23 protein-coding genes are annotated in these 20,323 nt (G+C 62.8%); 17 read left to right on the forward strand and 6 right to left on the reverse strand.

Features of this window, described 5'->3' with window-relative positions; genetic code table 11:
- The first annotated feature begins 64 nt into the window (after positions 1 to 64).
- The 6 genes from gluQRS to PG879_RS18530 all read left to right on the forward strand — a co-directional run bounded on the left by gluQRS (position 65) and on the right by PG879_RS18530 (position 5,197).
- Complete coding sequence (gluQRS, locus tag PG879_RS18505; protein WP_270830560.1) at positions 65 to 964, forward strand: tRNA glutamyl-Q(34) synthetase GluQRS; 900 nt, start codon at positions 65 to 67, stop codon at positions 962 to 964.
- A gap of 100 nt (positions 965 to 1,064) precedes the next feature.
- Positions 1,065 to 2,555, forward strand: a complete 1,491-nt coding sequence (gene pcnB, locus PG879_RS18510; protein ID WP_029314802.1) for a polynucleotide adenylyltransferase PcnB — start codon at positions 1,065 to 1,067, stop codon at positions 2,553 to 2,555.
- 10 nt (positions 2,556 to 2,565) lie between these two features.
- Positions 2,566 to 3,063, forward strand: coding sequence for a 2-amino-4-hydroxy-6-hydroxymethyldihydropteridine diphosphokinase (folK, locus tag PG879_RS18515; RefSeq protein ID WP_104452303.1), 498 nt, complete (start codon positions 2,566 to 2,568; stop codon positions 3,061 to 3,063).
- A gap of 20 nt (positions 3,064 to 3,083) precedes the next feature.
- The gene (panB, locus tag PG879_RS18520) at positions 3,084 to 3,878 is read left to right on the forward strand and encodes a 3-methyl-2-oxobutanoate hydroxymethyltransferase (protein WP_042864977.1); all 795 of its coding nucleotides are present in this window, start codon (positions 3,084 to 3,086) and stop codon (positions 3,876 to 3,878) included.
- Positions 3,879 to 3,974: 96 nt separating this feature from the next.
- On the forward strand, positions 3,975 to 4,829 hold the full coding sequence (panC, locus tag PG879_RS18525) for a pantoate--beta-alanine ligase (protein ID WP_010675575.1): 855 nt from the start codon (positions 3,975 to 3,977) through the stop codon (positions 4,827 to 4,829).
- 20 nt (positions 4,830 to 4,849) lie between these two features.
- The gene (locus PG879_RS18530) at positions 4,850 to 5,197 is read left to right on the forward strand and encodes a putative quinol monooxygenase (protein ID WP_010675576.1); all 348 of its coding nucleotides are present in this window, start codon (positions 4,850 to 4,852) and stop codon (positions 5,195 to 5,197) included.
- 61 nt (positions 5,198 to 5,258) lie between these two features.
- Here PG879_RS18530 and PG879_RS18535 read toward each other — a convergent pair whose 3' ends face one another.
- The 3 genes from PG879_RS18535 to hpt form a co-directional block, all read right to left on the reverse strand.
- On the reverse strand, positions 5,259 to 6,032 hold the full coding sequence (locus PG879_RS18535) for an ABC transporter permease (RefSeq protein ID WP_010675577.1): 774 nt from the start codon (positions 6,030 to 6,032) through the stop codon (positions 5,259 to 5,261).
- Positions 6,029 to 6,946: an ABC transporter ATP-binding protein gene (locus PG879_RS18540; RefSeq protein ID WP_010675578.1), complete on the reverse strand. Its 918-nt coding sequence runs from the start codon at positions 6,944 to 6,946 to the stop codon at positions 6,029 to 6,031. The genes PG879_RS18535 and PG879_RS18540 overlap by 4 nt, the downstream gene beginning before the upstream one ends.
- Positions 6,947 to 7,058: 112 nt before the next feature.
- A complete protein-coding gene (hpt, locus tag PG879_RS18545; RefSeq protein ID WP_010675579.1) occupies positions 7,059 to 7,589 on the reverse strand; it encodes a hypoxanthine phosphoribosyltransferase in 531 nt (176 codons plus the stop codon).
- A 201-nt stretch (positions 7,590 to 7,790) separates the two neighbouring features.
- Here hpt and PG879_RS18550 point away from each other — a divergent pair, with 201 nt between their 5' ends.
- Positions 7,791 to 8,405, forward strand: coding sequence for a TetR/AcrR family transcriptional regulator (locus PG879_RS18550; protein WP_029314803.1), 615 nt, complete (start codon positions 7,791 to 7,793; stop codon positions 8,403 to 8,405).
- Between the two features lie 73 nt (positions 8,406 to 8,478).
- Here PG879_RS18550 and PG879_RS18555 read toward each other — a convergent pair whose 3' ends face one another.
- Both PG879_RS18555 and mpl read right to left on the reverse strand, forming a co-directional pair.
- Positions 8,479 to 9,090, reverse strand: a complete 612-nt coding sequence (locus PG879_RS18555; protein ID WP_042864976.1) for a flavin prenyltransferase UbiX — start codon at positions 9,088 to 9,090, stop codon at positions 8,479 to 8,481.
- Positions 9,087 to 10,457 carry a UDP-N-acetylmuramate:L-alanyl-gamma-D-glutamyl-meso-diaminopimelate ligase gene (gene mpl, locus PG879_RS18560; RefSeq protein WP_270830561.1) on the reverse strand — a complete coding sequence of 457 codons (1,371 nt, stop codon included), beginning with the start codon at positions 10,455 to 10,457 and terminating at the stop codon, positions 9,087 to 9,089. The genes PG879_RS18555 and mpl overlap by 4 nt, the downstream gene beginning before the upstream one ends.
- A 233-nt stretch (positions 10,458 to 10,690) precedes the next feature.
- Between mpl and ppa the strand changes: the two genes are divergently transcribed.
- A complete protein-coding gene (ppa, locus tag PG879_RS18565) occupies positions 10,691 to 11,221 on the forward strand; it encodes an inorganic diphosphatase (protein WP_005335667.1) in 531 nt (176 codons plus the stop codon).
- A 25-nt stretch (positions 11,222 to 11,246) separates the two neighbouring features.
- On the opposite strand, the gene PG879_RS18570 is transcribed toward ppa, so the two are convergent.
- Positions 11,247 to 11,597, reverse strand: a complete 351-nt coding sequence (locus PG879_RS18570) for a hypothetical protein (RefSeq protein WP_270830562.1) — start codon at positions 11,595 to 11,597, stop codon at positions 11,247 to 11,249.
- 123 nt (positions 11,598 to 11,720) lie between these two features.
- Here PG879_RS18570 and PG879_RS18575 point away from each other — a divergent pair, with 123 nt between their 5' ends.
- The 9 genes from PG879_RS18575 (at position 11,721) to PG879_RS18615 (ending at position 19,655) form a co-directional block, all read left to right on the forward strand.
- On the forward strand, positions 11,721 to 12,599 hold the full coding sequence (locus PG879_RS18575; RefSeq protein WP_270830563.1) for a hypothetical protein: 879 nt from the start codon (positions 11,721 to 11,723) through the stop codon (positions 12,597 to 12,599).
- Positions 12,600 to 12,804: 205 nt separating this feature from the next.
- On the forward strand, positions 12,805 to 13,347 hold the full coding sequence (locus PG879_RS18580) for a YtfJ family protein (RefSeq protein WP_010675585.1): 543 nt from the start codon (positions 12,805 to 12,807) through the stop codon (positions 13,345 to 13,347).
- 43 nt (positions 13,348 to 13,390) lie between these two features.
- The gene (locus tag PG879_RS18585; RefSeq protein ID WP_080944090.1) at positions 13,391 to 13,681 is read left to right on the forward strand and encodes a hypothetical protein; all 291 of its coding nucleotides are present in this window, start codon (positions 13,391 to 13,393) and stop codon (positions 13,679 to 13,681) included.
- A gap of 36 nt (positions 13,682 to 13,717) precedes the next feature.
- Positions 13,718 to 14,314, forward strand: coding sequence for a DUF2796 domain-containing protein (locus PG879_RS18590; RefSeq protein WP_270830564.1), 597 nt, complete (start codon positions 13,718 to 13,720; stop codon positions 14,312 to 14,314).
- A 4-nt stretch (positions 14,315 to 14,318) separates the two neighbouring features.
- On the forward strand, positions 14,319 to 15,005 hold the full coding sequence (locus PG879_RS18595) for an ABC transporter ATP-binding protein (protein WP_134997323.1): 687 nt from the start codon (positions 14,319 to 14,321) through the stop codon (positions 15,003 to 15,005).
- A 58-nt stretch (positions 15,006 to 15,063) separates the two neighbouring features.
- Positions 15,064 to 16,311, forward strand: a complete 1,248-nt coding sequence (locus tag PG879_RS18600) for an ABC transporter permease (RefSeq protein WP_270830565.1) — start codon at positions 15,064 to 15,066, stop codon at positions 16,309 to 16,311.
- A gap of 31 nt (positions 16,312 to 16,342) precedes the next feature.
- Entirely contained in the window at positions 16,343 to 16,819 is a 477-nt protein-coding gene (locus PG879_RS18605) for a DUF3299 domain-containing protein (protein WP_010675589.1), read from the forward strand.
- A 121-nt stretch (positions 16,820 to 16,940) separates the two neighbouring features.
- Positions 16,941 to 17,789 (forward strand): TIGR03899 family protein, encoded by an 849-nt coding sequence (locus PG879_RS18610; RefSeq protein ID WP_042016317.1) that lies wholly within the window; start codon positions 16,941 to 16,943, stop codon positions 17,787 to 17,789.
- Positions 17,790 to 18,026: 237 nt separating this feature from the next.
- A complete protein-coding gene (locus PG879_RS18615) occupies positions 18,027 to 19,655 on the forward strand; it encodes a methyl-accepting chemotaxis protein (RefSeq protein ID WP_210557257.1) in 1,629 nt (542 codons plus the stop codon).
- Positions 19,656 to 20,323: the final 668 nt, after the last annotated feature.

The raw sequence follows: 20,323 nt of genomic DNA on the forward strand, positions 1-20,323 counted from the left end.
TTATTGAGCTTTTGGTCGGGCCGTCCCAGAATGCAGCCTCAATGCATCGCCTACCCGAATTGCCATGGTCATGACCCCCCCCTCCCGACGCCCCTATGTGGGCCGCTTCGCCCCCTCACCGTCCGGTCCGCTCCACTTCGGATCCCTGGTCGCCGCCCTTGGCAGCTTCTTGCAGGCCAGGGCACAGCAGGGCCGCTGGCTGGTGCGCATCGAAGACATCGACCCCCCGCGGGAGATGTCGGGAGCGGCTGACCTTATCCTCACCACCCTGGAGGCACACGGTCTTGGCTGGGATGGGGAGGTGATGTTCCAGAGCGCGCGCCATGGCCGCTATGACGAGATCATCGATCAGCTCTATCGGGCCGGGAATCTCTACTGGTGCCGCTGTACCCGGCGCGAAATCATGGCCGCAGGGGGGTTCTACAACGGCCATTGCCGCGCCCTGAGGCTGACCGCCGAGGGGTGTGCCGCCCGTTTGCGCCAGCACCACCCGGTCTATCGGTTCGAGGATGCGCTGCAGGGAGAGATCACCGTCCCCGCGGCGCTGGCGGAGGAGGACTTCATCGTGCGCCGCCGGGACGGGCTCTACGCCTACAACCTGGCGGTGGTGGTGGATGACATGGACAGCGGCATCACCGAGATCGTCCGCGGCGCCGATCTGCTGGAACCCACGGTGCGCCAGATTGCCCTCTACCAGACTCTGGGGGCTGCCGTCCCCGATTGGGTGCACCTGCCGCTGGCGGTGCAAGCGGATGGCAACAAGCTCTCCAAGCAGAACCATGCGCCGGCGCTGTCGCAGGACGAGGCACGACCGGCCCTGTGGCAGGCGCTGCACTTTCTCGGTCAGTGCCCGCCGCCCGAGCTGATGGCGAGCCGGATCGACGAGATCATCGGCTGGGGCATCGCCCACTGGCAGCTGGCCCGGGTGCCCCGCCAGCAGAAGATCCCGCAAGGGCAAAGCTAGCCCCGGCTGCATTTCTTGCCCCAAAAGGACCAATCAAGGGGAAGCAGGCCACACCGTTTCTCATTTGGTTGGGGCTGAGCTATGATAGGCCGCTATTTTTTTGGCCTCCCGTCAATTTGAAGTCATAACGAGGTGTACCATTTTTTCCCAGATCGCAAACTTTTGCCGCAAAGTGCTCGGCAAGGAAGACGGCGAGCAGTCGGTGGAGTCCCCCATTCCGGCCCGTGTCGCCGGACAGCGCCGTACCTTGAGCCGTGACCAGCACCCGATTTCGCGCAAAGAGATCAGCGAGAATGCCCTCAAGGTGCTCTATCGCCTGAACAAGGGGGGCTATGAGGCCTACCTGGTCGGCGGCGGTGTCCGTGACCTGCTGCTCGGGAAGACCCCCAAGGATTTCGACATCGCCACCGACGCGACGCCGGAACAGATCAAGGCGCTGTTCAGCAACTGCCGCCTCATCGGCCGCCGTTTCCGCCTGGCCCACATCGTCTTTGGTCGTGACGTGATCGAAGTGGCCACCTTCCGGGGCCACCACCATCAGGTCAATACCAGCAAGCATGTGTCGGCCCAGTCCGATGAAGGCATGCTGCTGCGGGACAACGTCTACGGCACCATCGAAGAGGATGCCGAGCGTCGCGACTTTACCGTCAACGCTCTCTACTACAGCGCCAAGGATTTCACCCTGCACGATTTCGAGGGTGGGCTGGAAGACCTGGCCGCGCGTAGACTGGAGCTCATCGGCGACCCCGAGACCCGCTACCGGGAAGATCCGGTGCGGATGCTGCGTGCCGTGCGCTTCGCCGCCAAGCTCGACATGACCATCAGCCCGCGCACCGCCGCGCCCATCCGGGAGCTCGCCCCGCTGCTGCAGGACATCCCGGCCGCCCGCCTGTTCGAGGAGACCCTCAAGCTGTTCCTGGCGGGGGACGGTCTGGCCACCTACAAGCTGCTGCGGGAATACGGGCTGTTCCAGCCGCTGTTCCCCCAGGTAGCCGCCCTGTTCACGCCCCACGGCAACTCGCCCTACGAGCAGTTCATCGAGCAGGCACTGATGGACACCGATACCCGGGTCCGTGAAGAGAAGCGCGTCACCCCCGCCTTCCTCTACGCCACCCTGCTGTGGGGCGCCGTCGAGGCCCGCGGCCGTGTGCTGGAAAACGAGAGCGGTCTGCCCTGGTACGATGCCTTCATGCTGGCGATCAACGAGGTGCTGGACAACCAGGTGCGGATCATCGCCGTGCCGCGCCGCTTCACCACGGACGTGCGCGACATCTGGGCCCTGCAGCAGCGCCTGACCCGCCGCCAGGGCAAGCACCCCGAGCGCGCCATGGAGCACCCGAAATTCCGTGCGGCCTTCGACTTCCTGTTGCTGCGCAACCGGGTCGAGCGCGGCCTCGGCGAGCTGGCGAGCTGGTGGGAGCGCTATGTGGCCTCCAACCCGGATGTGCGCCCGCAACTGCAACGGGAGGCGACCCGCCGCCCGGCGAGCGGCGAGCGCGCCGACTCCCGCAGCGGTGATGGCGAGAAGCGCAGCGGCAATGGCCGCAACCGCCGTCGCCCCCGTCGCCGCAAGCCGAAGTCGGCAGAGTAAGGATCCGCCGATGATCGAGGTCTTCGTCGCCATCGGCTCCAACCTGGCCGACCCCCTCGGCCAGGCTCGTCGCGCCATCGCCGCGCTGGCGACCCTGCCCGAGTCAGAGCTGCTGCAGACCTCCCACCTTTACGGCAGCCGCCCCATGGGCCCTGCGGATCAGCCGGACTACGTCAATGCCGTGGCGCGCCTTGCCACTCGCCTCAGCCCTCTGGCGCTGCTGGACGAGCTGCAGCGCATCGAGCAGGCACAGGGGCGAGTGCGCAAGGATGAGCGCTGGGGCCCCCGGACCCTGGATCTCGATCTGCTGCTGTACGGCGACGAGGTCATCCGGCATGAGCGCCTGACGGTGCCTCACTATGGCATGAAGGAGCGGGAGTTCGTCCTGCTGCCCCTTGCCGAGATAGCCCCCTCCCTGGTGCTGCCCTGCGGCACCCCGCTCACCGAACTGGTTGCCCGCAGCCCGCGCAATGGACTCGCGATCCTGGCCGGTGCAGCAGGCGAGTAGAGAAGAGTAGGAACAACGTAATGAGCAAGATCACCATTACCCACCTGCAGAAGATGAAGCAGGACGGACAGAAAATCACCGCCATCACCGCCTATGACGCCACCTTCGCCAAGCTGTTCGACGACGAGGGCGCCCAGGTGCTGCTCATCGGCGACTCCCTCGGCATGGTATTGCAGGGCGGAGACGACACCCTGGCGGTCAGCATGGACGAGATGGTCTATCACACCCGCTGCGTGGTGCGCGGTACCACCAATGCCCTGGTGGTGACCGACATGCCGTTCATGAGCTACGCCACCCCGGAGCAGACCTACCAGAACGCGGCGCGCCTGATGGCGGCCGGTGCCCGCATGGTGAAGATGGAAGGGGGGGACTGGCTGTGCGACTCCATCCGCCACCTGACCCGTAACGGGGTGCCGGTGTGCGGCCATCTCGGCCTGACCCCGCAATCCGTCCACGTGTTTGGCGGCTTCAAGGTGCAGGGGCGCGACGAATTCCACGCCCAGGAGATCTACCGCCAGGCGCTGGAGCTGCAAGCGGCCGGCATCCAGTTGCTGGTGCTCGAGTGCGTGCCCGTCTCTCTGGCAGAGCGCATCACCAAGGCGCTGCGCATTCCGGTGATCGGCATCGGTGCCGGCCCTGCCACCGATGGCCAGATCCTGGTAATGCACGATGCCTTCGGCATCACCTCGGGTTATGTACCCAAGTTCACCAAGAACTTCCTGGCCGAGACCGGTGACATGCGTGCCGCCATTCGTCTCTACGTGCAGCAGGTGAGCGAGGGGACCTTCCCCGGCCCCGAGCACTGCTTCAACTGACTTTCTGTCGTCATGCGCGCGGGGGCCTGTGCCCCCGTCTTGCCCTCCCCCCTGACGACCCCCTCTTTTATTGATTCATCTGAAGGTGAACTGACGATGTTGGTTGTGAACAATCCCGCCGCGCTGCGCGAGCAGATCGGTCAATGGCATCGCGAAGGCCGCGCCATCGCATTCGTGCCCACCATGGGCAATCTGCATCAGGGTCATCTCACCCTGGTCGAGGAGGCCCGCCGCCATGGCGACAAGGTGGTGGTCAGCATCTTTGTGAACCCCTTGCAGTTCGACAAGGCCGAGGATCTCGCCAACTACCCCCGCACCCTGGAGCAGGATTGCGCCGCCCTGGAGGCCGCCGGTGTCGACCTGGTCTTCACCCCGACGCCGGAGATCATGTATCCCCAGGGGCTCGCCAGCCAGACCTTCGTCGAGGTGCCCGGCATCTCCAGCCTGCTGGAAGGGGCGCTGCGTCCGGGGCATTTTCGCGGGGTCAGCACCGTGGTCACCAAGCTGTTCAATCTGGTACAGCCGAACGTGGCCTGCTTTGGCGAGAAGGATTACCAGCAGCTCGCGCTCATTCGCAAGATGGTGGCCGACATGGCCATGCCCATCGAGATCGTGGGCGTGCCCACCGTGCGGGCCGAAGACGGGCTGGCCCTCTCTTCGCGCAACGGCTATCTGACCGCTGCCGAACGGGCCATTGCCCCCGAGCTCGCGCGCACCATGAACTGGATTGCCGAGCAGATTGAAGCGGGGAACAGTCACCTCCCCTCCCTGGTTGCCCAGGCCAGCCAACGCCTCGACAACGCGGGATTCAGGACGGATGCCATCGACATCGTCGATGCCGACACCCTGGAATCCGCCAGCGCCGAGAGCCAGCGCCTGGTGATCCTGATGGCCGCCTATCTGGGCAAGGCCCGCCTCATCGACAACCGGGTCGTCGCCCTGCGGGGTTGAGACACGGCAAGGAGACCACGATGTCCAAGAAGGTTTACTGCATCGCCCAGTTCCAGCCCAAGCCGGGCCAGGAGCAGGCACTGTTCCGCGTCCTGCAAGGGCTCGAGCCCGACACCCTGCGTGAAGATGGCTGCCTGCAGTACATCGTCACCCGCCATATCCAGAGCCCCTTTGCCGAGGGGGAGAGCTTCCCCATCGTCTTCAACGAGATCTGGCGCGACATGGCGAGCTTCGAGGCCCATTGCCAGCGCGCCGGTATCAAGGCCTTCTTCGAGCGCTACTGCCTCGCGGATGATGGCCTCGCGGCCAAGTGGAACGTCTGCGTCTACAGCGACGAGCCCGCGGACTACGATGCCCCGGCCCTCTGAGGCCGAAACGTGCAAATAAAAAGGCGCCCGAGGGCGCCTTTTTGCTGGCAGGTGCTGCGCCTCAGTGGCGCAGACCGGTGCCGCGGGAGATGAGCCACCAGGCCATCCCGTACAGCACCAAGATGAAGCCGATGATGATGAGATAGGCGGTGCCGAGGGGCACGTCGGAGATCCCGAGGAAGCCGTAGCGGAACGCGTTCACCATGTAGATGATGGGATTCACCTGGGAAACCCCCTGCCAGAACGGCGGCAGCAGGGTGATGGAGTAGAAGACGCCCCCCAGATAGGTCAGGGGAGTCAGGATGAAGGTCGGGATGATGCTGATGTCATCAAACGACTTCGCGAACACCGCGTTGATGAGCCCCCCCAGGGAGAAGAGGATGGAGGTGAGCAGCACGGTCACGCAGACGCTGAACAGGTGATGGATCTGCAGCGGCACGAAGAACAGCGACACCAGGGTGACGATGAGGCCGACACAGAGGCCGCGCGCCACACCACCGCCCACATACCCCGCGATGATGATGTAGTTGGGCACCGGCGCCACCAGCAGCTCCTCCACGTTGCGCTGGAACTTGGCGCTGTAGAAGGAGGAGGCGACGTTGGAGTAGGAGTTGGTGATGACCGACATCATGATGAGGCCGGGTACGATGAACTCCATGTAGCTGAAGCCCCCCATGTCGCCGATGCGCGAGCCGATGAGGTTGCCGAAGATGACGAAGTAGAGGCTCATGGTGATGGCGGGCGGCACCAGGGTCTGGATCCAGATCCGGGTGAAGCGGCTCACTTCCTTGGCCAGAATGCTCTTGAAGGCGATGTAATAGGTCATGGGGTTCATGCTTTGCGACCCTCCTCTACCAGATTGACGAACAGCTCTTCCAGCCGGTTCGCCTTGTTGCGCATGCTGAGCACCTTCACCCCCTGGGCGGAGAGCTGCTCGAACAGGCTGTTGAGGGACTGGCTCTTCTCCAGCTCCACTTCCAGGGTGTTCTCATCCTGCATCCGGCCGTTGAACTCGGGCAGGGCCGGTACAATGGAGCCCGGCACCAGATCCAGCAGGAAGGTCTCGCGACCCAGCTTGCCGAGCAGGCTCTTCATGCTGGTGTTCTCGATGAGACGGCCCTTGTCGATGATGCCGATGTTGCGGCACAGCATCTCGGCCTCTTCCAGGTAGTGGGTGGTCAGGATGATGGTCACCCCCTGCTCGTTGAGATCCTTGAGGAAACTCCACATGGAACGGCGGATCTCGATGTCCACCCCCGCGGTCGGCTCATCCAGGATCAGCAGCTTGGGCTCATGCATCAGGGCGCGGGCGATCATCAACCGTCGCTTCATGCCACCGGAGAGAGTGCGGGCCGCCATATCGCGCTTGTCCCAGAGATCGAGCTGGCGCAGGTACTTCTCGGCGCGCACCTTGGCCTCGGCCCGCGGCACTCCATAGAAACCGGCCTGGTGAGTCACTATCTGGCTCACCTTCTCGAACTGGCTGAAGTTGAACTCCTGGGGCACCAGGCCGAGCTGGGACTTGGCCAGCTCCAGATCGGTATCGATGTCATGACCGAATACCTTCACCTTGCCGGCACTCTTGTTGACCAGTGAGCTGATCACGCCGATGGTGGTGGATTTGCCCGCCCCGTTGGGACCGAGCAGGGCGAAGAAATCCCCCTGTTTGACGGTGAGATCGATGCCCTTGAGGGCTTCGACGCCCCCCTGATAGGTCTTCTTCAGACCGCTGATTTCCAATGCGTTCATTGCAACCCCTGTGATGGATGAGCCCATCTCGAGACAGAAAAGGCGGCTGTGACGCCGCCTGAAGACAGTCGATGGCGGGCCGGCCAGCCTGCCTTGCTACTTCGGACCCGGCTTACTCTTGCGGTACCACCTTGCCGATGAAAGGCAGGTTACGGTACTTCTGGGCGTAGTCAATGCCACAGCCCACCACGAACTCGTCCGGGATGGAGAAGCCAAGCCAGTCCACCGGCACCTGAACCTCGCGGCGGGACGGTTTGTCCAGCAGGGTGCAGATGGCCAGGGATTTCGGCTCGCGCAGGGAGAGGATCTCGCGCACCTTGTTGAGGGTGTAACCGGTGTCGATGATGTCCTCGACGATCACCACGTCCTTGCCTTTGATGTCGTCATCCAGATCCTTGAGGATGCGCACGTCACGGGTGCTGTGCATGCCGGAGCCATAGCTGGAGGCAGTCATAAAGTCCAGGGTGATGGGCAACTGGCACTGACGGCAGAGATCCGCCAGGAAGACGCAGGAGCCGCGCAACAGGCCGATCATGACCACTTCCTCGGAGCCCTGGTAACGGGCGGTAATCTCTTCACCCAGCGTGGCGATCCGGGCTGCAACCTCGGCCTCGGGGATCATCACCTCGACAATGTGTTTCATCACATACTCCAATAATGACCAAAGGGTTATTGGCCGTTCATTAACGTCAAAACCGAGGATTCTACCACTCCAACCAGTGGGCGTCAGGCATACGTGATGCTTTTATCGGCTTATTTTAATTGATAGAGTTAGCAAGCCTTCGGGCATTATCGGTGACAATACTATAAACACCATAATCAATAACTATTAGATGAAAAAACTATGGAACCACGCGCAGAAATAAGACGTCGAACCCGGCTTTCACCGGAGGCTCGCCGTGATCAATTGATGGAGTGTGCCGTCGAGGTATTTTCCCGTCGCGGCATCGGCCGTGCGGGGCATGCCGAGATAGCCGAACAGGCAAAGGTCTCGGTTGCGACCGTTTTTAACTATTTCAATACTCGTGAAGATCTGGTCGACGAAGTGCTGACAGAAATCGAAGCCTTCGTACAGCAGATCCTCGAACAGGCCTACAACGGTCAGGGCTCCGCCAGGGAGAGCATTCACCGCCACGTGAAGCTGTTCGTTGACGCCGCCTATGATAAGCCCGATCACGCCAGCATCTGGCTGGAGTGGAGCTCCTCGGTGCGGGAAGAAGTGTGGCCTCGCTACACCCGGCTGCTGGACAAGGCGCTGGAGCGCATTGCCCCCCACCTGCAACGGGCCATCGACAACGGCGAGATCCAGAGCGTGCTGTCGGCGCAGGATCTGGCCCGCTCCCTGACCGGTTTTGGCTATGTGATGATGCAGATGATCAATCAGCCGCAGCGTCCGAGCCGGGAAGAGGTGACGGATTTCCTGTTCAAGTACGTGACGGCCCCCATCCAGGCCAGCTGACTCGTGCAGATGTTGACAACGCGGCGCCGGGCTTTACAGCCCGGCGCCGCTTTTTTGTCCGCTCCCCGCCGTATCAGTGGTTTGCATAACCCCAGCGACTGGTCAACTCATGCTCGACACCCAGGTGGTCGAGGATGCGGGCGACCATGAAGTCCACCAGATCTTCGATGCTTTTGGGTTCATGGTAGAACCCTGGCGCCGCCGGCATGATGGTCACGCCAAGACGGGCAAGCTTGAGCATGTTCTCCAGATGGATCGCCGAGAAGGGGCTCTCCCGGGGCACCAGAATCAGCTGGCCCCGCTCCTTGATCACCACGTCCGCCGCCCGCTCCAGCAGGTTGTCCGAGGTGCCGTTGGCAATGGCCGAGACGGTGCCCATGGAGCAGGGGCAGACCACCATCTGTTTGGGGGCCGCCGAGCCGGAAGCCACCGGCGAGAACCACTCCTCCTTGCCGCAGGCGACGATCTGACCCTCTTTGGCACCATAATGGCGACAGAGGTACGCCGACAGCTCCCTGGGGGAGCCCGGCCAATCCTGCTGCTGCTCGGTCTTGAGCACAACCCTGGCCGCCGAGGAGGCAAGCAGGAAGACCCGATAGTCCGCCTGCACCAGGCATTCCAGCAGGCGCAGGGCATAGGGAGCGCCGGAGGCGCCGGTCAGCGCCAGGGTGATGGCCTTGTTCATGATGCGCTCTGCAGCTCCTTGAGGCGGGCGATCAGCTTGTCGTGAATGCCGCCGAACCCGCCGTTGCTCATGATCAGAATATGATCCCCTGGGCGGCTCTCGGCCACCAGGGCGCCAATCAGGGCATCAAGGGCCTCGAATACCCGGGCAGGCCGGGTCATGTGGGCCGTCACCTCCCCCAGATCCCAGCCGATGTTGGGGGGCTGGAAGAAGAACACCTCGTCGGCACCGTCGAAGCAACCGGCCAGCTCCTCCTTGTGAACCCCGAGCTTCATGGTGTTGGAGCGGGGCTCCAGCACTGCCAGGATGCGGGCCTTGCCCACCTTGGCGCGCAGTCCGCCCAGGGTGGTCTCGATGGCGGTGGGGTGGTGGGCGAAGTCATCGTAGACGCTGATGTCGGCCACTTCCCCTTTCAGCTCCATGCGCCGCTTGGGGGACTTGAACTGGCAGAGGGCGTTGATCCCGTGCTCCACCATGACACCGGCATGACGGGCGGCGGCGATGGCCATCAGACCGTTGTTGACGTTGTGCTCTCCGATGCACTCCCAGTGCACCTCCCCCTGCTTGACCCCATCCAGCCACACCTCGAAGGCGGAGCCGTCGTCCGCCAGCTTGACCGCCTTCCACTTGGCGTCGTCCTGACCCACCAGCTCCACCTCGCTCCAGCAGCCCATCTCGCGCACGGCGGTAAGGTTGTCATCGCCTTTGGGGAAGAGCACCCGGCCGTTGCTCGGCACGGTGCGCATCAGGTGGTGGAACTGGCGCTGGATGGCGGCGAGATCCGGGAAGATGTCCGCGTGATCGAACTCCAGGTTGTTCATCACCAGGGTGCGCGGGTGATAGTGGACAAACTTGGATCGCTTGTCGAAGAAGGCGCAGTCATATTCGTCCGCTTCAATCACAAAGAAGGGAGCCGAGCCGAGACGGGCGGAAACCGGGAAGTTGCCCGGCACGCCGCCGATGAGGAAACCGGGTTCCAGCTTGGCATACTCCAGCACCCAGGCCAGCATGCTGGCGGTGGTGGTCTTGCCATGGGTGCCCGCGACGGCCAGCACCCAGCGATCTTTCAGCACGTGCTCCAGCAGCCACTGGGGGCCGGAGATATAGGGCAGATTGCGGTCCAGCACATATTCCACACAGGGGTTGCCACGGCTCATGGCATTGCCGATCACCACCAGATCCGGCGCCGGATCGAGCTGGGAGGGGTCGTAGCCTTCGGTCAGTTCGATGCCCTGTTGCTCGAGCTGGGTGCTCATGGGGGGATAGACGTTGGCGTCAGAGCCGGTCACCCGATAGCCAAGCTGTTTTGCCAACACCGCCAGACCACCCATGAAGGTGCCGCAGATCCCGAGAATGTGAATGTGCATACCGCTGCCTTTTCCAGTAAAGGGAGTGCGCATTCTAGGGTCTGTTGACCCGGTGGCACAAGCCGCGCCCATGGGGAGCGAAGGCATCCGCGCCCGCAGACGACAGAAATCGGGCAAGCGCGGGTAAAAGCCACCCTCCAGCACGCCACCCGGCCCTTGAAATATGGTCATTTGACGGGACATCGCTATAATGTCGGCCTGCAAACTTGACTCCAACACTCAAAGGAAACGTCATGAGCCTGAACCTGGTACCGGCCGGCAAGAGCCTGCCTGACGACATCTACGTCATCATCGAAATCCCGCAGAACGCCGACCCGATCAAATACGAAGTCGACAAGGACAGCGGCGCCATCTTCGTTGACCGTTTCATGTCCACCCCGATGTTCTACCCGTGCAACTACGGTTACGTGAACGCCACCCTGTCCCTGGACGGGGATCCGGTCGACGTGCTGGTTCCGACTCCCTACCCGCTGCTGGCCGGCTCCGTCATCCGCTGCCGCCCGGTCGGTGTGCTGAAGATGACCGACGAATCAGGCGAAGACGCCAAGATCGTGGCCGTTCCCCACTCCAAGCTGACCAAGCAGTACGATCATATCCAGGATGTGAACGATCTGCCCGAGCTGCTGAAAGCCCAGATCCAGCACTTCTTCGAGCGCTACAAAGAGCTGGAAGCGGGCAAATGGGTCAAGGTGGAAGGTTGGGGCGACAAGGCCGCTGCCGAAGCCGAAATCAAGACCTCTGCCGAGCGTTACGCTGCAAAATAAGCGTATTCCTCGCAAAAAAGGCGCCTTATGGCGCCTTTTTTATTAGTCGTTGCGGGGACGCTCCGGGGGGATCCCCCTGGATATAGAGGTCGCGCCCGTTTTGCCGATAGGGGCGGTAATAGTCATCGCCGCAGCGATATTCCTGACCGGCACCTCCCACCAGATCGCAGTTGACCGGCAGCACCTCCAGCCACTTGATGGCCTGCTGGAAGCGCAGCCACTCCTGCCATTCATGCTCCCGGGCCAGCTGATCCCGCAGGGCGAAGGTATCCGCGCTGGACAATCCCTGATTGACGATGACCTGCCCCGCCAGCGCTGGCGTGGCCACCAATATCAGCAGAAACCGTGAAACAAGCTTCATGATGATTTCCCCCATGACTTATTTCCTGAATTAAATTTAAAATCAGATCAGATAATTACCAATATATCTGTCACCAGACCAATCCAAATGCCGGTCACTCACCTAGTTGTTTATTATCAACCCAGGCGGAGGCGCACCATGAAACTGGCACAAGGCTTTCTGTGCAGTCTGCTCTTCGGCACCATGGCGCAGGCCAACGAGATCAACCTGAGCTGGCAGTGGCAATCTGCGGATGGTCAGCAAAAGCACCTGCAATTGACGGCGGATGAGCGCACCTTTTCAGCCAGCCGTCACGAGATGACACAGCTCGACACCGCCCTCAACTTCCCGCTGGAAACACTCTACTCCTACATCAGTCCGCGCCTCTACAACAGCATCAACCAGATCAACCAGCACAGCCCGGAGACGGCCACCAAGTTCCGCAACCTGGAACAGGCCTTTACCCTGCACGACAGCAGCCTCGAATCCGTCCAGTTCTGGCAGGCCTACCGGCAATATCAGGAGGACGCCTTCTACGAGATGCGGGTCCAACCCTGCGTGCACCCGGCCAATCAGAAGCTGCCCTGTGTGCGCCCCAACTACTCCCAGCTGTTCTATCAGTTCAAGGGAGACCTCAAACCCCTGGCACAGCAGTTTTCGGCCAAGGATCTCGCCACCAGCGTCACCCTGCTGCAGGAGTGGCTGAGCGGCATCCCCACCCCGCCCGAGCAAATGGACCACTTCGCTCCGCCCTTGCAGGCCCTGCAGGACAACAAGGCCGACAGCGACGAGAAGGCGCTGCTCATGGCCAGTTTGCTGGCGGAGCTGGCGCCCCAGTACAGTCTCAGCATCATCTATCCGAACATCAGCATCGGCAGCGTCTCGCCGGCCTGGCTCGCCATCACGGCCGACAGCGGCCTTGAGGGAGACACCCTGGTGATCGGCAATCAGCGCCACGTGCTGCTCACCGGTTCTCCCCTGCTGGCCCAGCAGATGACCATGGCCCAGATTCCCCTGATCAGCGAACCGCTCTACTAGCCTCTTATGACCATCACTTGCTTTTGATGGATGACATGCCATCCTTGCCGCCGTCATTGGGGGGATGGCGCCCATGTTGACAAGATCACCGTCGCACCCTGCATTATTTAACACTTTTTAAACAGATCCGATCAGTTTAGGATGTTCAGGGTCCCATTCCCTCGACCCAAAAATCGTTATAACATCACAAAGGAGTGTCATCCGGATGAAACATCTCGTGCTTACTCTGGCGCTGCTGCCAACCCTGGTCATGGCCCACAACATCAAGGAATCAACCCAGGTGCCGCTGGTCAACATCAGCGACAAGGGGGAGCTGGTGCTCAAGGAGAAGGAGATCAGCTATCAGCCCTGGCAGAGCAAGGTCCTGACCGGCAAGGTCTTCCTGATCCAGCACATTGCGGGTCGCTCCAGCGCCAAGGAGCTCAATGCCCCCATGATCGAGGCGATCAAGGCGGCCAAGCTGCCCCACGACAAGTACCAGACCGTCACCATCATCAACAGCAATGACGCCATCTGGGGCACGTCCGGTTTCGTGAAGAGCAGTGCCGAGGACAGCAAGAAGGAGTTCCCCTGGTCCGCCATGGTGCTGGATGCCAAGGGGATGGCCCGCAACGCCTGGGCGCTTACCCCGGAAAGTTCGGCCATCATACTGCTGGATAAAGAGGGCAAGGTGCTGTTTGCCAAAGATGGCCAGCTCGATGCCGCCGAGATAACCAAGGTGATGGGGCTCATCCAGTCCCATCTCTGAATCAGAGAGAAGGGCGCTGATGGCGCCCTTTCCACAAGGGTCTATGGGTCGTTCCACACTGACAATCTGGGTGTTGCTGCTGGGCTGGTTGTGGATGCAACCGGTGCTGGCACAGCACCCTCTTGAAGCTGCCCTGCCCGATCACGGTCATGCCTGCACCCTCTGCGTCCTGCATCTGGATGGCAAGCTGGCACTGACGCCGACCCCCGTACTCCCTCCCCTCTCCTTTGGCATCGACCGGTATATCGGCACTCCCCAACCGAGGGCGGCCACCGGCACCACGGGACATCGCCGTATCCGCGCCCCGCCGCCCCTTCATTGTTTCTTTTTTTGAACCAATCTTTTCTCTATTTATTCAAAAGGATTAACGATGAAAGCAGTCACCCTGTTGCTGGCCGCTGCCGCCTTCGGCGCCCAGGCCAATCACGACGAACACGAAAGCCACAGCCACGGTGCCCATGAGCACGGTCACGGCCACCTCAACCTGGTACTCGACGGCAACCAGCTGATGATCGAGTTGCAGGCCCCTGCCGCCGATCTGGTGGGCTTCGAGCATGCCGCCAACACCGATGAGGAGAAAGCGCAGTATGCCAAGGCGGTGGCCCGCCTCCAGCAGCCCGACGCCCTCTTCCGTTTCGACCCGGCCGCCGGCTGCAAGCTGACCCAGCAAGAGCTGCAGGCCGCCAAGGAAGATCATGACCATGACCATGAGCACGAGCACGAGCACGAGCACGAGCACGACAAGGCTGATGGCGCTCACGATGAACACCATCACGACGACGCGGGCCATGCGGACATGGGAGCCATGTACACCTACACCTGCGCTACCCCGGCCAAGCTCACCGGTCTCGAGGCCACCCTGTTCAGCCTCTACCCGAGCCTGGAGAAGCTGAGCGTGCAGGGCATACTGCCCACCGGCCAGACCGCCGCCGAACTGACTCCGTCCACCAACAAACTGGGCTGGTAACACCATGAAACATGCCGTGGTTGAGATCCGTGATCTGGCCTTTGCCTGGCCGGGTCACGAAGCCGTCCTCGATCTGCCCGCCCTTCGTATCCACGAGGGTGAGCGCGTCTTCATCAAGGGCCCATCGGGTTGTGGCAAGTCCACCCTGCTCGGGTTGCTGGCCGGTATCCAGACCGCCAACCACGGCACCCTGGAGGTGCTGGGCCAGCCCCTGGCCCGGCTTTCCGGCCGCGCCCGTGACCAGTTCCGGGCGGCCAATCTGGGGTACATCTTCCAGCAGTTCAATCTGCTGCCGTTTCTCTCGGTGCAGGACAACGTCACCACTGCCCTCACCTTTTCACCCGCCAAGCGGGCCCGCCTGACAGGGAACCCCGAGCAGGAGGCGCGCCGCCTGCTGGCAGAACTGCAACTGCCGGATGAAGCGCTCCATCGCCCCGTCCACGCCCTCAGCATCGGCCAGCAGCAGCGAGTCGCCGCCGCCCGCGCCCTGATAGGCTCCCCTCCTCTGGTGATCGCCGACGAGCCCACCTCGGCCCTGGACACCGACAACCGGGCCGCCTTCATCCAGCTGCTGTTCGAGGAGTGTGACAAGCAGGGATCTACCCTGGTCTTCGTCAGTCACGATCCCTATCTGGAGCCCCTCTTCCCCCGGGTGGAGAACCTGCAACAGCTCAACCGGAGGGCGGCATGACCACACGCCATCATCTCGCAGCCCGTCCGGCCATCTCCCCTTCACTGCGGAGGCTCTCATGCTGAAACTCGCCCTGCAAAGTCTCTGGGCCCGTCGCCTCACTGCCGGGCTCACCCTGCTGGCCGTCGCCATCAGCGTCACCCTGCTGCTCGGGGTGGAGCGGGTGCGCAGTCAGGCACGGGACAGCTTCGCCAACACAGTCTCCGGCACCGATCTCATCGTCGGTGCCCGCTCCGGCCAGGTGAACCTGCTGCTCTATTCGGTGTTTCGCATCGGCAACCCCACCAACAACGTGGGCTGGGACTCCTACCAGGCCATCAAGGCCAGGCCCGGTATCGCCTGGACCATCCCCCTCTCCCTTGGCGACTCCCACAAGGGGTTTCGCGTGCTCGGCACCAACGGGGACTACTTCACCCACCTGAAGTACGGCCAGCAGCAGGCGCTCGTCCTGCGCGAAGGTCGCCCCTTCGAAACACCGTTTGAAGCGGTGCTGGGTGCCCAGGTGGCCGAAAAGCTCGGCTATCACCTGGATCAATCCATCGTCATCGCCCATGGCACCGGCAACACCTCGTTCAGCCAGCACGACAACATGCCGTTCAAGGTGGTGGGGATCCTGGCCCCCACCGGCACCCCCATCGATCGCACCATCCATGTGCCGCTGGCGGGCATAGAGGCGATCCATCTGGGCTGGGACACCGGTCGTCACAGCAAGAACGTGACCCCGGAACAGGCGATGGCGCTGGATCTCACCCCCAAGACCATCACCGCCTTCATGGTGGGGCTGAGCAACCGGATCCTGGCGTTCCAGTTGCAGCGCAGCGTCAACACCTATCCCAAAGAGCCCCTGATGGCCATCCTGCCGGGAGCCGCCCTGCAGGAGCTCTGGGGGCTGATGAGCGTGGCGGAGACCGCCCTGTCGGTGATCGCGGGCTTCGTGGTGGTGGCGGGCCTCATCGGCATGCTGACCACCCTGCTCGCCGGCCTCAACGAGCGGCGCCGCGAGCTCGCCATTCTGCGCTCCCTGGGGGCGGGCCCTGCCCACCTCTTCCTGCTGCTGGCGCTGGAGGCGATGGCGCTCACCACGGCGGGCATCGCCCTCGGGGTGGCCGCGCTCTATCTCGGTCAGGGGCTTGCTAGCCCCTGGCTGCTCAGCCACTATGGCCTGCAAATGAGCCTGGGTCTGCCGAGCGCCTATGAGTGGCAACTGCTGGGCCTGGTCTGGCTGGCGGGCATGGTGATCGGGCTGCTGCCTGCCGCCCGCGCTTACCGCTACAGCCTGAGCGACGGCATGAGCATTCGCGTCTGACCCGACGCATCCGACCAAGAGAGAAGAACAGATGATGAAGTGGAAAATAGTGGCGCTGCTGGCCAGCCTGCTGGTGCTACCTGCCATGGCTGCAGATTACAAGACCATCGACTGGGATATCCTCATCCCGGAGGGGGAAAAACTGCTGCCACCGCCCCAGGTCAGCCATGATGGCGACTTCTCCTCGGTGCCGCAGCCGGTGGGGGGCGTCAACAAGAAGCTGGACAATCAGGAGGTGCGGATCCCCGGGTTCGTGGTGCCCCTGGAAGGGGATGCCAAGACCATCACCGCCTTCCTGCTGGTCCCCTACTTCGGCGCCTGCATTCACGTGCCGCCCCCGCCCACCAACCAGGTGATCTACGTGAGCTACCCCAAAGGGGCGCCGGTGGATGACCTCTGGGACGCCATCTGGGTCAAGGGCAAGATGCACACCGTCAGCTCCAGCCACGAGATGGCCACCGCCTCCTACTCCATGGACGCGGTCGAGGTCAGCGTCTACGAAGAGTGAGCCCCTGATGGCCTCCCCCGGGAGGCCATTTTTTTATCCCGTGACGACCCCGGCAAAGGGATTGTTCATGGATCTGGTTGGAGTAACATTCACTACCAGACCTTGCCATCACGGAGCCAGCATGGCTGACCTGCCCCCCAAGAAAGAGAGTTCCATCCTGAGCAGCCAGGAGCAGACCCTGCGCCTGGCCCGCAGCCGCGGCATCGATGGCATGCTCACCCGCAACAGCGACAGCACCTTCGAGCAGCGCGCCACCTTCCGCCAGTTGGCGGAGCAGGCCACCCGCCAGCGCAATCTGGAATCCATCATGGTGATGGCCGCGCGCCACTGCGAAGAGACCGCCGCCGGCGGCGAGATAGACAGCGACTGGCTCACCCGCTTCCTGCAACTGGCCGAAGACATCAGCATGACCCCCATGCAGCAGTTGTGGGGCCGCATCTTCGCCCTGGAAGTCGCCACCCCGGGCCGCTTCTCCATCCGGGCCCTCAACACCCTCAAGGAGATGACCCAGCGCGAAGCCCAGCTGTTCCAGCGCATCTGCGCCCTCTCCTGCCACTACGAGGGCAGCGACGAGCAGCGCCTGCTGCTGGGCATGCACAAGGGGGCCAGCCTGCTCAGTCGCGCCAAGGTCACCCGGATGGGGCTCGGCAAATACCGGGTGCCCTACAGCGCCCTGCTGCTGCTGTGCGATCTCGGGCTGCTGCACCGTGGCGAGCTCGAATCCGGCCCCCTGCCCGCCGACGGGGTCGAGCTGGCCTTTGGCAACCAGCGCTGGCGTCTGCGCCAACGCCAGAGCAACCTCACCCTGCTCTATTACCGGCTCACCCCCATCGGCAACGAGCTTGCCCTGCTGCTGGACGAGCCCCCCCTGGAGGAGTACCTGCAGGATCTGAAGACCCTGCTCTCCACCCACCTGCAGATAGAGACTCAGATGCCGGCCCCGGTCAGCGAGCCGGATCTGCCCGCCTGAGGCTGGCGGAGGCCCCGGCCCCGCCTTGCCAAATTGCGAAACCCGCCCTGCCATTGCCAAAACGGCTCCCAAAAAGCGAATCCTGACGGCAGGGGCGGACGCGAGCCCGGGCCATGTTCCCCCCACTACGGGTTTTGAGCACAAAAGAGACATATAGAGCGCAATTTAAGCGGTTTTGGGCACTCTGGTGTACGAATTGCAACCAGACTCTCTTTCCTCTGTCAGGCAGGAAGTACCATGAGAGTCAATCAACCCGTTACCCAGCGTGAGCGCCTCTACCCGTTGCACCAGAACCTGATCTCCACCACGGATCTGGAGAGCCGCATCACCTATGCCAACGACGAGTTCTGCCAGATAGCCGGCTTCACCCTGGAGGAGCGGCAAGGGGCACCCCACAACCTGGTCCGCCACCCCGACATGCCGCCCCAGGCGTTTGCCGACATGTGGCGCCATCTGCGGGAAGGCAAAAGCTGGATGGGCCCGGTCAAGAACCGCTGCAAGAACGGGGATCACTACTGGGTCAACGCCTTCGTCACCCCCATTCAGGACGCAAGCGGCAAGGTGGTGGAGTACCAGTCGGTGCGCACGGCGCCGGACGACGCGATCAAGCAGCGTGCGGAGCGGGTCTATGAAGAAATGCGCCGCGGCAAGACCCCCCGGGCCCTGCGCCTGCCTCCCTGCTGCCACACCCTGGGGATCCACCTCTGCCTGATGGCGTTGCTGGCCAGTCTGGTCACCCTCGGCTATCAGCACGGCCCGGGCTGGCCTCTGCTCATCGGCGCCCTGCCCCTGGTGGTTGCGCTCGTCATCTGCCAGACCCTCTCCCGGCGCCTCGCCCGGCTGGAGACCCTGGCCCGCCACCGTTTCGACAACCCCTTGATGCAACTGCTGTATACCGGCCGGGTCGATCGCCTAGCTGCCGTCGAACTCGCCATGAAGATGAACCAGGCCGAGTTCAATGCGGTGCTGGCCCGCACCCAGCAGACCTGCCAGCAGATCGTGCAGGCGGCGCAGACGGATCTGAACAATGCCGAGTCCATCACCGGCAACCTGCAGCAACAGCAGGCCCAGACCAACCAGGTCGCGACCGCCATCACCGAGATGACGGCGTCCATTCGCGAGGTCTCCCACAGCTCGAGCGCCTCCTCGGACAGCCTGGACAACACCGCCGTGCTGTTTCGGGAGGGCAATCGCAGCGTGCTCGATACCGTGGCGGCGGTGGAAGGGGTTCACGGCGAGCTGCTCACCTCCCGCGCCGTGATAGAGGTGCTGGCCAGCCAGTGCCGCGCCATCGACGGCATCCTGGACGTCATCAACAACATCGCCAACCAGACCAACCTGCTGGCCCTCAATGCGGCCATCGAGGCGGCCCGGGCGGGCGAGTCCGGTCGCGACTTCTCGGTGGTGGCGGACGAAATCCGCACCCTGGCCATCAAGACCCAATCCTCCACCGGCGAGATCCAGCAGATGATAAGCCTCTTGCAGGCCAGCGCCGACGATGCCCAGCAGGCCATGGCGCAAGGGGAACAGCTCTCCGCCAGTTGCCGCCTCAAGGCCGCCGCCACTGGCGATATCCTGCAACAGATCAGCGAACGCCTGTTGCAGGTGACCGCAGGCAGCAACCAGATAGCCCAGGCGGTGCAGGAGCAGTCCCTGGTCACCCAGGACATCCACCACAGCGTGCTGGACATCAAGCGTCTGGCCGACGACTCCAGCCAGGGCAGCCGCCACGCCGTGCAGGGCATCATTGCCCTCGTGAAGCAGCTCGGGGATCTGGAGCGGCTGGTACGCCAGTTCCAGCAGCATCCCGCCACCCGGCCAACCAGCACCGCCCTGACCAGCGGCCAACCTCTGCTGGCCCGCTAAGCCTTCACGGAGCAAACCAGACCCAAAGACCGTGCGCTAACAATAAAAACGGGCCCCTGCCGTCACCGGCAGCGGGCCCCTCTTTTGGGTGGTGCATGGGCGTCTGAGCGGGTTTCAAATTCGAGTCCTCGACTGAACCCGCGGGTCTTTCGCCCCCTCCCAACCACCTGCTCGCCCTTGCCAGGCCGACCCTCTCGGCTGCACCGCATGACCCTCGGCAGGGCAATGACCTCACTCCCCCATCCATACACCGTGAATATTGGGCGTTAGGCCTTGAGCGTTGAGCGGGAAGCGGGAAAGCGGGAAAGCGGGAAAGCGGGAAAGCGGGAAAGCGGGAAAGCGGGAAAGCGTTGCACCTTGAGAGCCTTCTTATCCAATCTGACGCAGGCCCCGCTGCCCCCCCCAATTTATTGATCTTACCCGAGAAATCGCCCGATCCCTCTTCCCTAACCAGCTCCGTTCGGTAACATGGCAATCGGGATCACCTCTTGTCGGAGTCCACCATGAACCAGACCGGAGCAACACCGCAGGGAAAGCGCAGCAGACTGGAGGCTGAAATTCAGGGGCGGTAGCCTTGCCTGAATGTTCGGAATGTATGGAGATGGTATTCACCTGACAGTTGCCCACAAAAGGGAGTGGTCATACGGCTTCAAACCGGATAACAAAAC

It is taken from the genome of Aeromonas sp. QDB63, from assembly GCF_027707425.1.
Taxonomy (GTDB): Bacteria; Pseudomonadota; Gammaproteobacteria; order Enterobacterales; family Aeromonadaceae; genus Aeromonas; species Aeromonas caviae.

What these genes read in the sequence shown, in the direction of transcription:
- gluQRS (WP_270830560.1), top strand. Translation starts at nt 65, where the DNA reads ATGGTCATGACCCCCCCCTCCCGACGCCCCTATGTGGGCCGCTTCGCC.
- folK (WP_104452303.1), top strand. Translation starts at nt 2,566, where the DNA reads ATGATCGAGGTCTTCGTCGCCATCGGCTCCAACCTGGCCGACCCCCTC.
- panB (WP_042864977.1), top strand. Translation starts at nt 3,084, where the DNA reads ATGAGCAAGATCACCATTACCCACCTGCAGAAGATGAAGCAGGACGGA.
- panC (WP_010675575.1), top strand. Translation starts at nt 3,975, where the DNA reads ATGTTGGTTGTGAACAATCCCGCCGCGCTGCGCGAGCAGATCGGTCAA.
- PG879_RS18530 (WP_010675576.1), top strand. Translation starts at nt 4,850, where the DNA reads ATGTCCAAGAAGGTTTACTGCATCGCCCAGTTCCAGCCCAAGCCGGGC.
- PG879_RS18535 (WP_010675577.1), bottom strand. Translation starts at nt 6,032, where the DNA reads ATGAACCCCATGACCTATTACATCGCCTTCAAGAGCATTCTGGCCAAG.
- PG879_RS18540 (WP_010675578.1), bottom strand. Translation starts at nt 6,946, where the DNA reads ATGAACGCATTGGAAATCAGCGGTCTGAAGAAGACCTATCAGGGGGGC.
- hpt (WP_010675579.1), bottom strand. Translation starts at nt 7,589, where the DNA reads ATGAAACACATTGTCGAGGTGATGATCCCCGAGGCCGAGGTTGCAGCC.
- PG879_RS18550 (WP_029314803.1), top strand. Translation starts at nt 7,791, where the DNA reads ATGGAACCACGCGCAGAAATAAGACGTCGAACCCGGCTTTCACCGGAG.
- PG879_RS18555 (WP_042864976.1), bottom strand. Translation starts at nt 9,090, where the DNA reads ATGAACAAGGCCATCACCCTGGCGCTGACCGGCGCCTCCGGCGCTCCC.
- mpl (WP_270830561.1), bottom strand. Translation starts at nt 10,457, where the DNA reads ATGCACATTCACATTCTCGGGATCTGCGGCACCTTCATGGGTGGTCTG.
- ppa (WP_005335667.1), top strand. Translation starts at nt 10,691, where the DNA reads ATGAGCCTGAACCTGGTACCGGCCGGCAAGAGCCTGCCTGACGACATC.
- PG879_RS18570 (WP_270830562.1), bottom strand. Translation starts at nt 11,597, where the DNA reads ATGGGGGAAATCATCATGAAGCTTGTTTCACGGTTTCTGCTGATATTG.
- PG879_RS18575 (WP_270830563.1), top strand. Translation starts at nt 11,721, where the DNA reads ATGAAACTGGCACAAGGCTTTCTGTGCAGTCTGCTCTTCGGCACCATG.
- PG879_RS18580 (WP_010675585.1), top strand. Translation starts at nt 12,805, where the DNA reads ATGAAACATCTCGTGCTTACTCTGGCGCTGCTGCCAACCCTGGTCATG.
- PG879_RS18585 (WP_080944090.1), top strand. Translation starts at nt 13,391, where the DNA reads ATGGGTCGTTCCACACTGACAATCTGGGTGTTGCTGCTGGGCTGGTTG.
- PG879_RS18590 (WP_270830564.1), top strand. Translation starts at nt 13,718, where the DNA reads ATGAAAGCAGTCACCCTGTTGCTGGCCGCTGCCGCCTTCGGCGCCCAG.
- PG879_RS18595 (WP_134997323.1), top strand. Translation starts at nt 14,319, where the DNA reads ATGAAACATGCCGTGGTTGAGATCCGTGATCTGGCCTTTGCCTGGCCG.
- PG879_RS18600 (WP_270830565.1), top strand. Translation starts at nt 15,064, where the DNA reads ATGCTGAAACTCGCCCTGCAAAGTCTCTGGGCCCGTCGCCTCACTGCC.
- PG879_RS18605 (WP_010675589.1), top strand. Translation starts at nt 16,343, where the DNA reads ATGATGAAGTGGAAAATAGTGGCGCTGCTGGCCAGCCTGCTGGTGCTA.
- PG879_RS18610 (WP_042016317.1), top strand. Translation starts at nt 16,941, where the DNA reads ATGGCTGACCTGCCCCCCAAGAAAGAGAGTTCCATCCTGAGCAGCCAG.
- PG879_RS18615 (WP_210557257.1), top strand. Translation starts at nt 18,027, where the DNA reads ATGAGAGTCAATCAACCCGTTACCCAGCGTGAGCGCCTCTACCCGTTG.